This window comes from Pseudomonas sp. 3A(2025) (assembly GCF_054589175.1).
In genome coordinates this window covers 1-11,980 of sequence record NZ_BAAILM010000022.1, presented here as the reverse complement: position 1 = coordinate 11,980, position 11,980 = coordinate 1, and the positions used below count along the sequence as shown (strand labels likewise).

Here is an 11,980-nt window from a genome sequence, read left to right as displayed (position 1 = left end):
TTCGTAGCCGTACCGCCCATCAGAGGCGGCGGTGAAATGGGCGAACGCTTGCGGGCAACGGATTGGTCGCAAACCCCCTTGGGAGATTACAACGCCTGGCCTCAGTCGCTGCGAGTCGCTTTGTCACTGGTGCTCAACGCCAAAGGCATTGCCGCCTTGTATTGGGGTGAACAGCAATGGCTGCTGTACAACGATGCCTACGGCCTGGCCCTGGGAGAGCGCCATCCGTGGGCGTTCGGCAAACCCATGCCGGATGTGCTCACCGACATTGCACCGATCCTCAGCCCTCAGGTTGCCCGCGTACGGGAGACGGGCGAGGGGTTTGCAATCGAGAATCTGGCAATGGTCATGCGCCGCCATGGCAGAGACGAGGAGACCGTCTGGACTTACAGCTTCTCGCCTATCCAGGGCGAGCAAGGGAATTTTGCCGGCGTGTTACTGCTGGCCACTGAAATGACCCAGCAAGTCATGGCGGACAGGGAAAGAGACAGGGCACAAGCAGAGCGTACGCAGGCTTTCGCGCAGTTATCGGAGTTGAACGCTCGACTCGAAGCCGAAATTACCCAGCGCACTGCAGATCGCAACAGCCTTTGGCTACTGTCTTCGGACATCATGCTGCGGTGCACATTCGACGGTGTCATCACAGCGGTCAATCCTGCCTGGACAGAGGTCCTGGGATGGCAACAGTCCGAACTGCTTGGAACAAGCCTTTTCGAGCTGATTCATCCCGACGACATGGACCATACAAAGAAGGGCGCCAGTGAGTCGGCTACCGGGCATGCGTATTTGCGGTTCGATAATCGTTATCGTCACAAGGACGGTCATTACCGCTGGATTTCCTGGTCGACCAAGCCCGACGCCGAACAGATCAATGCGGTAGGGCGCGATTTCACTGCAGAACATGACGCCGCGATGGCATTGGCCAAGGCTGAAGATGCACTGCATCAGTCCCAGAAGCTCGAAGCTATCGGCCAACTCACGGGGGGCGTGGCTCACGATTTCAATAATCTGCTGACGGTTATCAGATCGTCAGCCGATTTGCTGAAACGCCCCGATCTTTCCCGCGATAGACATGCCCGGTACGTTTCCGTCATTTCTGAAGCGGTCGAGCGGGCTGCCAGGGTGACGTCCCAGCTTCTCGCATTTGCCAGGCGACAAGCACTGACACCTGTGGATTTTGTCGCGGGTGACGGTGTGACGGCGTTGACAGAGCTGATCGCGACCCTGGTGGGCTCTCAGGTCGAGATGGTTATCGATGTGCCGCAAGCCAGACATTTCATCAAGGCCGACCCCAGCCAGTTCGAAACCGCCGTGGTCAACCTGGCCCTCAATGCGCGTGATGCCATGCGAGGCAGTGGCACGCTTACGCTGCGCGTCGAGGCACTGGAGCGGTTGCCGCCCATACGGACACATCCCGCTGTGGAGGCAAGGTATGTTGCCGTCTCGGTCATCGATACCGGCAGCGGCATTGCGGCCGAGCACCTGGAAAAAATCTTTGAGCCGTTTTTTACCACCAAAAGCGTTGGGCACGGTACCGGTCTGGGCCTGTCTCAGGTTTTTGGCTTCGCGAAACAATCAGGCGGCGATATCAGTGTGAAAAGCACCGTTGGTGAAGGCAGTACCTTTACGCTGTTTTTCCCGGAAACGGCACCGCCGTTGGAGCTGCTGAGGCGCTAGCCGTCCTGGCAAGACGTTAAAATTGGGCCATGCCGAGACGGGATGCCCTATATAATCCTTCTTTCACCACATTCATGTTGAACCCGTCCGTGGACAAGAGCCTCTGTGGCAGTCGTTGGGAGATTTGTTTGTCTACAGTTGCGCTAGATCCAGGCGGTGACGAGCGCTTGTCCCGTGTACTGAATGCCAGTGAGCGACTGGTCATGGCAGGGTCGGTGGACGAGGTTGTCGCCGTGCTCCGCGACACGGCACGTGCCACTGTCGGAGCGCAAGGCATCGCGGTCGTCATTGAAAATGACGGGCGCTGTTCTTATGTGGCCGAAGATGCTGTCTCGCCACTCTGGCAAGGCCAGACGTTTGCGGCCGACCACTGCATCTCGGGATGGGTGATGCACCACGGTGAGACCGTCGCCATCGCTGACGTCCGGCTCGATCCGCGCATCCCGCAGGACGCCTATGCGCCAACGTTCGTCCGTAGCCTGGTCATGGTGCCCATAGGCCGGCCTGTACCGGTCGCGGCGCTCGGCGCTTACTGGTCACACGCTAGCCCCCCCGATCACGACACGATCAATTTGCTCGAAAGCCTGGCGCGTCTGGCGACGATTGCCATCGAGAATGCCCGCCTTACCCAGGCACGCAATCGTGCGGCTGCACTGGGGGATGCACAGAACCGCATTCTGAAACTGGCCGTCGAAGAGACCCCCCTCAATGTCGCGCTGGATGCCATCGTCCGCGAGGTCGAAGCGCTGTCCACATCGCGTTTTCTTGGGGCCATCCTGCTGCTGGATGAGGAGGGCCGGGGCCTGGAGTATTGCGCAGCACCTGGCCTGCCGGGCGCCTGCACCGATGCCATCGGGCATGGTCTGCAAGCCTGCTGGTCAATCCCGATCCGTTCGGCCCAGAACACGCTGCTCGGCACGTTTGCCCTGTACCACCCTGAACTGCGCGAGCCGCTGCCGGCGGATATCGAGATCGTCGACTTCGTTGTGCAGACGGTCGGGCTGGTGGTGCACCGTGCCCGGGCGAAGGCTGCGATCCGCATCGGTGAGGCGCGCTACCGCCAGATCATCGAGGGCGCAGAAGACTTCGCGATTATCACCTTCGATGCACAAGGATCGGTGACAAGCTGGAACATCGGTGCCCAACGCATCGTCGGATACCGCGCCGAGGAGGTCGTGGGTCGCAACGGCGACCTCTTCTACACAGACATGGACCAGACCGGGCACGTGTTCCGCAGCGAGCTTGAAACCGCCCGCAATCAGGGTCGGGCCGTCAACGAACGCTGGCACGTACGCAAAAATGGTACGCAGTTCTGGGGCTCCGGGCTGATGATGCCGCTCGCGATGGACCATGGCGGCTTTGTGAAGATCTTCCGCGACAGTACGACCGAGCATCAGGCGCAAGCGGCGCTGCAAGAGAGCGCGGCGCGCCTGCGCTTTTTTGATGAGCTCGACAGCCGGCTTTTCGGCATTCGCCATGCCGAAGATGCAATGCTCGCAGCGACCGGGTTGCTTGGACTGAAACTGAACGTGTCGCGCTGCGCCTATGCGGATGTCGATATCGATCATGACCGGTTCTGGATTCGCAGTGACTACAACGCGCCCGGTATCCAGAGTTCGGTCGGAACCTACAGCCTCGACCTTTTTGGCCCGCGTGCTGCCGCTGACATGCGTGCCGGGCGTGCCTTGATCGTACGCGATGTCAGCGCAGAGTTTGGCCGCGGTGAAGGGCGTGAGACCTTTCAGGCCATCGGCGTCGACGCGATCATCTGCTGCCCGCTGGTAAAGAATGGCCGGCTGACGGCCATGATGGCGGTTCATCAAAACCAGCCGCGTGACTGGTCCCCGTACGAGATCTCGCTGGTCAGGGAAGTCGTCGAGCGTTGCTGGGCGCATGTCGAACGGGTGGGCGCCGAGATGCGTCTGCGCGAGAGCGAAGAGCGGCTGCGCCTGGCTGTCGACCATGCCGATATTGGCTTCTGGGACGTGGATTTCGTTCATGACACGCTGATCTGGCCGTCACAGACCAAGGCGATGTTTGGTATTTCGGCGGATGTACCGGTGACCTTGCACGACTTCTATGGCGGCTTGCATCCAGAGGATCGAGACGCGACGATCAATGCCTTCGCGGCGGCCGTCGACCCGGAGCGCCGCGCACTCTATGAAGTCGACTATCGAACGATTGGCAAGGAAGATGGCGTTGTCCGCTGGGTGGCGGCCAAGGGCCGGGCGGTGTTCGATGCCGCCGATCGTTGCTTGCGCTTCACCGGTACGGCGGTTGATGTGACCCCCCGCAAGGTCGCCGAAGAGGAGCTGCGCGAGCTCAATGCCACACTCGAAGCACGGATCACCCAGGCCATCGCCGAGCGCGAAGAGGTCCAGCAGGCGTTGCGCCAGAGCCAGAAGATGGAGGCCATGGGGCAACTGACCGGCGGCGTAGCCCACGACTTCAACAACCTGCTCACCCCGATCGTCGGCACGCTCGACATGCTGCAACGAAAAGGCGTGGGCGGCGAACGAGAACAGCGCCTGATTTGCGGTGCCGTGCAATCGGCCGATCGCGCCAAGACGCTGGTGCAGCGATTGCTGGCCTTCGCCCGCCGTCAACCGCTGCAGGCGGTTCCGGTCGATGTAGCGAAGCTGGTGAGCGACATGGGCGATCTGGTCGCCAGCACGACCGGTCCGCAAATCAAGGTCGTGGTCGACGCCCCGGAGCATCTGCCGGCGGCGATGGCAGATCCCAACCAGCTCGAAATGGCCCTTCTGAACCTCTCTGTGAACGCGCGCGACGCAATGCTTGAAGGGGGAACGATACGGATATCGGCCAGTGCCGAGCTTATCCGCACCGGTCACCGTTCCAGGCTTCCGGCAGGCGACTATGTCTGCCTGTCTGTCGCAGACACCGGCACGGGTATGGACGCGGCCACGCTCGCCCGGGCGGTGGAACCGTTCTTTTCGACCAAGGGCGTAGGCAAGGGGACCGGGCTCGGCCTCTCGATGGTGCACGGGCTGGCATCCCAGTTGAACGGCGCGCTGACGATCCGCAGCTCGCCCGGTCTGGGGACGAACGTAGAGCTTTGGCTGCCGCGCAGCCTGACAGTGCCGGCAGCGGCCTTGCGCACTGTCGAGGCGGCAGAGCGACAAGGGGCGCACGGAGTCGCGCTGCTGGTCGACGATGAAGAACTGGTACGTGCAAGCACCTCGTACATGCTGGCCGAACTGGGCTACCGGGTGATCGAGGCCGCATCTGGCGAGGAGGCGTTGCAACTGCTCGACACCGGGCAGCCATTCGACCTGCTCGTCACCGACCACCTGATGCCGGGCATGAGCGGAACCGATCTGGCCAGGGTGGTCAGTACTTCCAGGCCGGGTACTGCGATTCTCATTGTCTCTGGCTATGCCGAACGTGAAGGGCTTGACCCGGATCTTCCACGGCTTGCCAAGCCGTTTCGCAAGGACGACCTGGCGGCGAGCCTGTTGCAGCTTGGGGGTGAGTCTTGATAGGGGCCAGAGCAGCTTTGCGTGTTGTCACGCGTGTCTTCGCTGGTCGACACGGACCTGCGACACACCCGAGTCAGGTCTGGCTGCCTTCGCTGCACGCCTCGTTCTGGAGGTAATACGCCGTAGAGTTCTCGACCACCGGCAGCATGCCGCTGAGCGGGCGGGCTGTGTCGAGGCTCTCCAGGCTTTCGCCGGTGCCAAGCAAGGCGACGGTGTGGCTGCTGCAGTTGTAGACATGCCGTGAATACAACACTCCCAGCAAGCCTTCCCGTCGGGTCACTACCACGCGTTGCTGGATATGGCCGGATTTTTCCAGCAAGGCATACCGGGCATAGGGGTCGTGAGGAATGTTGATGGGCGTTTCTGCTGCCTGAGTCAGAGCCGCTTGTGTCACACATGCGGGGATCAATAAGGCCAGCCAGAGTGCTTGAATATTCATCGGTGCTTCCTGCTGATGAGATGGCGCGTCTTGCGAATCCTGAGATTATGGGATCCCAAAAAGCTGGCATAGCGCCATTTATCGGCCTGTGCAGTGCTCTGGCGTAGCCCTCTGAGGGCTGTAGCACATCCTGTTGTGCAACAGCCACTTGGCAACGGTTACTGGCAGGTGTCAGCATCATGACGCTTGCTGTTCTCGGGGTTTGCCGACCAGCGGTGTGCCACTTGCCTTCTTTTTCATCGTATTGGGTGGCGCGCGCATTCAGGCAGATGTGAAGTTGTCCACATATAGCCACTCAGTCGTCGGATTCAAATCGTGGCTTGCGTTGGCGAGCATGCTTTGCGTCAGGTCCTCCGGCAGCTTGGTGAGGTTGCGCCCGCTGCGGATGTCAGCCTCCAGCAAACCCAGGAATGCGCCGATGGCGGGGTCTTCGTGAATGGCTTCCACACGGCTGACCACGACTTCACCTGCGCGCACATCGAATGTGATTTTGCCACCGGTATCCAAGCCCAGTAGCTGGCGAACGGATTTTGGCAGGGTGACCTGGCCTTTTGAAGTCAGCGTGGTGTTGAGTGTTGGCTGGATTTTTAAGCGTTCTATTTGAGTAGGGCCCAGGTGTCATCCGGGTTTTTGGAGCGCTACCGGAATCCTGGCCGTTGAGCGGCTTGGTCGGCTGTCAGGTTCAGCTGGAAAAGCAAGTGCTGTTATCGCCAATGCAGGTTTGACCCAGTTACCGAAACTTCACTGCCCCAGGCTCCTGCCTTGCAAATCATTATCAACGCTGGATATTTACCAGTTGGCGTCGATGCCAACAATCCTGTTTCTCAACACCCTCTATCTATTTGAATATCACCGCGATCTCGTGAAGCTATCCGTGCCGGGCCATTTGCCTTTAAAATGCCACTACGCGAGAAGTTTATTGCAAGGATGCTGTTCAAATGCTTTCACCGGATCAACCCAAAAGCCTTATTTTTGACCTGGAAGTCGTCCCAGGTAAGCTCGATCAAACTGACCGCATCTTCATGGTCGGTGCGATGCGTCCGGATATTGAAGAGGCGCTTGAGCGTAAAGTCGACAAGGACCTCCCTGCAGCCCTCGAGGCCCTTGATCGCCTAGGGCAGGGGGCTGGTTTTGTACTGGGTCATAATGTTATCGGCCATGACTTGCCGATACTGCAAGAGCAAGCCGCGCATCTGGCTTTACACCAATTACCGGTAGTAGACACACTACTCCTGTCGCCTTTGGCTTTTCCGCAAAACCCGTATCATCGGCTGGTCAAAGACTACAAACTCATTCGTGACAGCCTCAATTCACCACTGTCTGATTGCCGTTCAACATTGGCATTGTTCAATGATCAGCGGCGAGCGTTCGAAGATCTGAGTATTAAGCTCCGATCAGAACTGCTCTGCTACCAAGCGCTACTCGCTCCAATACCCAATAGCGACCTGGGGGCGTTCTTCACCTCGATCACCGGTCAGGAGCCTAGCCCCGTCACAGAACTGCGTTACCTGATTCCTGAGCTACTCAGGGAAACTGACCCGGCGTTGACGCGTACTTCCAAGGTTTGCAGTACCCGGTTGAATCAGTTGTTGCAAAGCGATCTCATGGATGACAGCCAGCGTTGGCCACTTGCTTATGCGCTGGCCTGGCTACGCGTCTCGGGCGGCAACTCGGTTCTGGCGCCTTGGGTACGCCACCAATTTCCTGCAACCGGTAAGTTGATTGCCGAATTGCGTGACGTTCCCTGCGGAGAAAACCACTGCGACTATTGCTGTACCACACATGATCCCCGCCACGAGCTCAGGCGTTACTTCGCTCCCATTCAGGATTTTCGGACCGAGCCAGACGGGCGTTCCTTACAGCATGACGTGGTGCTGGCGGGCATGCAGGGCAGGCACGTGCTCGCGATTCTTGCGACAGGGGGCGGAAAATCCTTGTGCTATCAGTTGCCGGCGCTTAACCGCTTTCATCGCAACGGCAGCTTGACGATCATCATTTCGCCGTTGCAGTCGCTGATGAAAGATCAGGTCGACGGGCTACTTGCTCGTAACGTCCAATGCGCTGCAACTTTGAATGGGCTGTTGACCATGCCCGAGCGGGCCGAGGTGCTGGAGAAAATCCAGTTAGGCGATGTGGGAATTCTGCTGGTCTCCCCCGAGCAGTTTCGCAATATGGCTTTTCGCCGCGCGATCTCCCAGCGCCAGGTCGGTGCCTGGATTTTCGACGAGGCGCATTGCTTGTCCAAATGGGGTGCAGATTTTCGCCCGGATTACCTCTATGTCTCGCGTTTCATCAAACAGTTCACGGGTGACGGTCCGCTTGCGGCGATCGGCTGCTTTACGGCTACGGCCAAACCTGATGTGCTTGATGATATCGAGCAGCATTTCAAAGAACAGCTGGGTATCACCTTCAAGCAATTTATTGGTACTCACGAGCGTACCAATCTGCACTTCGAAGTCCTGCCGTGTACTCGGTCAGAGAAACGCCACCATACTCAGGCGTTACTTGAAGAAGAACTAGGCGCCCGCGAGGGGGGCGCGGTGATATTCGTTTCAAGCCGAAAAGGTGCTGAAGAGCTTGCAGACTTTTTGATCGGCCACGGATGGGCTTGCAAGTACTTCCATGCAGGGCTTGAGCCACATGAAAAAAAAGATATTCAGGATGCCTTCAAGGGTGGGGAACTGAAGATTATCGTGGCCACCAACGCTTTTGGCATGGGTGTCGACAAACCCGATATTCGCCTGGTGATACATGCTGATATTCCGGGGTCGCTAGAGAACTACTTACAAGAAGCCGGTCGCGCCGGTCGCGATCAAGGGCAGGCTCGGTGCGTGCTTCTGTATGACGCTCAGGACATCGAAAACCAGTTCGGGATGTGCGAAGGCTCCAAACTGACCCTGCGTGATATCCAGCAAATCCTGCGCAAATTGCGCAAGGAGAGCGACCGACGCAAGGGCAGCAGGCTTGTCATCACGGCCGGTGAGGTACTGATGGATGAGCATGTTGATACTAGCTTTGAAGCCGGAGAGCGCGATGCTGAAACCAAGGTGGTCACGGCAGTGTCCTGGCTTGAGCGAGGGATGTTTTTAAAACGGGAGGAGAACCAAACTCAAATCTTTCCGGCAAGCCTGAAGCTGACCAAGGAGGAGGCCGATAAGCGTCTGGCTACCGCCAGGTTATCGGCCAGGCGGCTCGAAGAGTTCGGGGCCATTCTGAGTTATCTGTACGAGGCGAATGCCGACGAGCGAATCAACACCGACGCCTTGATGGCTCTGACAAGTCTCACGTCCGAAGAAGTCACCGCGACACTGCGGCAGATGGAGGAGTTGGGGCTTTTGGTTAACGACTCTAAGCTGACTTTGTACGTCCGACATGGTGTCGTGTTCCCTTCCACTCAACGTCTGCAAGCCACCTTACAGCTCGAGTCTGCCTTATTCGACCTGCTGCAGGAGCTGGCGCCAGAGGCCGAGAACGGAGAATGGCAGGATCTTAACGTGCCTCTGTTGACCGCGACCCTCAAAACAGCTTCTGGCAACAACGACCTGATACCGCTTCACGTGCTGCGACTGCTGCGCAGCTTGGCCCAGGATCACGATTGCGATAGCCAGCAGCGCAGCAGTTTCGAACTGCGCCAGATCACTCAGGATTTCCTCAAACTGCGCATCCGCGGCGGGCATAACTGGAGAGCTATTCAAGGGCTGGGAGAGCGTCGACGTGCTTTGGCCGCCGTCGTCCTCACGTTTTTAATTGGCAAATTACCGCCGGGCTCACGCAACAAAGATCTGTTGGTGGACACTACGTTCGGCGAACTTATGAGCCTGATTGATCTGGATCTTGAGCTGCGTTCCAGAATCCCGGAGTCGCAGCGTCGCAAGGCAGTTGAGCACGTACTTCTGTACCTGCACAAGCAGGAGGTACTTACGCTGAACCACGGCATGACAGTCATGCGTCGAGCTATGACGATTGAAGTCGAGGGGGAAAAACGCACCGGATTCTTGAAGGATGATTACCAGCGTCTTGATGAGCATTATCGAGAAAAACGTATTCAGGTTCACGTCATGCGCGAGTATGCCGAGGTTGGACTTGGCTCGATGGGAGAGGCTCGGGATCTCGTTCAGCACTATTTCACGCTAGCCAAGCAGGAGTTCATTCGCCGCTACTTCGTAGGCCGTGAGGAGGTACTCAAGCTCGCTACGAGTGAGGAGTCCTGGCGTAGCATTGTCGAGAGGCTTAGTGCGGCCCAACGAGTTATCGTGTCCGATGATGATGATGTGAACCGCTTGATTCTGGCGGGGCCCGGTTCCGGAAAAACGCGTGTGATCGTGCATCGAATCGCTTACCTGTTGCGAGTTCGGCGCGTTCCGGCGCGCTGTATCGTAGCTCTGACGTTCAACCGTCACGCCGCCAATGAAATCAAGCAGCGCCTGATCAAGCTGGTTGGCCCTGATGCCTTTGGGGTCAACGTGATGACGTATCATCGCATGGCGATGCGCTTGACGGGCACTCGCTTCGAGCGAGGTGAGACGCTCGAAGAGGGGCGATTGGCCCAGGTGATGGAAGAAGCTGTTGAGCTGCTTGAAGGCAAGCGTCAGGTCGAAGGCGAAGACGACCTGCGCGAGCAACTGATGCGAGGCTATCGCTACATCCTGGTTGACGAATACCAGGACATTGACGACCTGCAATATCGGCTCGTAAGTGCATTGGCCGGGCGCAAGTCTGAAGAAGAAGGACGTTTGTGCATTTTGGCAGTCGGTGACGATGATCAGAATATCTATGCCTGGCGCGATACCAACAACCGCTACATAGAGCGCTTTCGCGAAGAGTATTCGGCTAAAAAGAACTATCTGGTCGACAACTACCGCTCTAGCGGCAGCATCATTGATGCTGCCAACAGGGTCATTGGTCGCAACCCCGAACGTCTCAAAAAGGACCACCCGATTCAGATCGATACTGTTCGTCGCGCCTTGCCGAAAGGCGGCGACTGGGAAACCCTTGACGTGGAGCGGGCGGGTCGTGTGCTTCGCCTGAGGATAGAAGCCAAGGGCTACGCCCGGGCTAACCTGCAAGCCCAGGCTGCGATGGCGGAACTACAGCGTCTACTCAGTTTGGACAGCGAGGATTGGCAAGGGTGTGCTGTGCTAGCCCGCACCCATCAATATTTGCTACCCATTCAGGCCTGGTGTGAAGCTCACGGCGTTCCATATTGTCTGGCAGCCGACAAAGAAGGTGTCTTACCTCTCACCGCCCAACGTGGCTTTGCGCAGGCTGTTGAAATATTGAGAGGAATCATTGAGCCGCAGAGTGCTTCCGAGACATGGACGTACATAAGTAAGAGGCAGCTTGGGCCAGAATGGTACGACATATTGCTCGTCGCCTTTGATCAGCTCACAGCTGAGTTCGGGCAATGCCCGCTAAGTGTCGATATGCTGATCGATTGGCTCTACGACTATTTCCGGGAGCTGCGTCAGCAACCTAAAAAGGGCCTCTACCTGGGCACTGTCCACTCTGCCAAAGGCTTGGAATTTCGCCACGTAGTCGTGCTTGACGGCGGCTGGTCCATGCAACCTGAAACGCTTAGCGACGAGCGTCGACTCTACTATGTGGGCATGACTCGCGCCGAGCAGACTTTAACCTTGTGTGAATACCCAGAAGGCAATCCTTTTTGCAGCCAACTTACCGAGGAGGTGATGGGGCGAACCTTCCAGGGCGAACACCTTGCAGAGCTGGAGAAACGCTACCTACAGCTATCTTTGAAGGATATTGACCTTGATTATGCGGGGCGTCAAAACCCTGCGGCATCAATACACAAGGTCTTGGCGGCGCTTGAGCCTGGCGACACGCTTTCGTTTCAACCCCATGAAGGCAGGTACCTTATTCAGAATGCCAGCGGTCAGACTGTTGGCCGCACAGCAAAGTCATTCAACCTGTACCTTGAGATTGAGGAATGTGAAGTGGCAGCTGTTCTGGTTCGGCATTCCGATCAGTGTGAAGAGTCCTTCAGAGCTTACCATCGCTCGCAGGAGTGGGAGTTAATCGTGCCGAGAATTGCTGGGCGGGTCTTAACAAATATAGTGGTCTGATGTTTCCGGACACCTCAATAGGTGGGCCAGATGGTAACGACCCTTATCTCGCTCGATCGCTGAGGGCTAGGGTTTGCTCCTGATTTGAGTGCTTGCTGCGGCAGTCAGGTCGTGGCGCCTAATGAAAGAGCTTCCTCTTCAATATGAGGACAACCTTTACCGTAAGCGGATGGCGAACACACCTACCGAACTCCAGCATTAAGGGCGATGGTGTCCGCGTATTTTTAAGCGGACACCATCGCCCTTATCGCCAGGATTTCCATGCGCCAACGAAGCTCTTACCC

The 11,980-nt window shown here is 57.7% G+C and carries 5 protein-coding genes; 3 read left to right on the top strand and 2 right to left on the bottom strand.

Translation table 11 applies throughout. The features are described from left to right. Positions 1–36: 36 nt before the first annotated feature. Entirely contained in the window at positions 37–1,677 is a 1,641-nt protein-coding gene (locus tag ACYP2A_RS08365; RefSeq protein ID WP_459744339.1) for a PAS domain-containing sensor histidine kinase, read from the top strand. A gap of 203 nt (positions 1,678–1,880) precedes the next feature. Beyond that, positions 1,881–5,177, top strand: a complete 3,297-nt coding sequence (locus ACYP2A_RS08360) for a PAS domain S-box protein (RefSeq protein WP_459744612.1) — start codon at positions 1,881–1,883, stop codon at positions 5,175–5,177. Between the two features lie 73 nt (positions 5,178–5,250). Here the strand turns inward: ACYP2A_RS08360 and ACYP2A_RS08355 are convergent, their stop codons facing one another. Both ACYP2A_RS08355 and ACYP2A_RS08350 read right to left on the bottom strand, forming a co-directional pair. Continuing rightward, positions 5,251–5,616, bottom strand: a complete 366-nt coding sequence (locus ACYP2A_RS08355) for a hypothetical protein (protein ID WP_459744338.1) — start codon at positions 5,614–5,616, stop codon at positions 5,251–5,253. 261 nt (positions 5,617–5,877) lie between these two features. Further along, on the bottom strand, positions 5,878–6,201 hold the full coding sequence (locus tag ACYP2A_RS08350) for a type II toxin-antitoxin system PrlF family antitoxin (protein ID WP_459744610.1): 324 nt from the start codon (positions 6,199–6,201) through the stop codon (positions 5,878–5,880). A gap of 353 nt (positions 6,202–6,554) precedes the next feature. Between ACYP2A_RS08350 and ACYP2A_RS08345 the strand changes: the two genes are divergently transcribed. Then, entirely contained in the window at positions 6,555–11,696 is a 5,142-nt protein-coding gene (locus tag ACYP2A_RS08345; RefSeq protein ID WP_459744337.1) for a RecQ family ATP-dependent DNA helicase, read from the top strand. The last annotated feature ends 284 nt before the right edge of the window (positions 11,697–11,980 follow it).

What these genes read in the sequence shown, in the direction of transcription:
- ACYP2A_RS08365 (WP_459744339.1), top strand. Translation starts at nt 37, where the DNA reads ATGGGCGAACGCTTGCGGGCAACGGATTGGTCGCAAACCCCCTTGGGA.
- ACYP2A_RS08360 (WP_459744612.1), top strand. Translation starts at nt 1,881, where the DNA reads ATGGCAGGGTCGGTGGACGAGGTTGTCGCCGTGCTCCGCGACACGGCA.
- ACYP2A_RS08355 (WP_459744338.1), bottom strand. Translation starts at nt 5,616, where the DNA reads ATGAATATTCAAGCACTCTGGCTGGCCTTATTGATCCCCGCATGTGTG.
- ACYP2A_RS08345 (WP_459744337.1), top strand. Translation starts at nt 6,555, where the DNA reads ATGCTTTCACCGGATCAACCCAAAAGCCTTATTTTTGACCTGGAAGTC.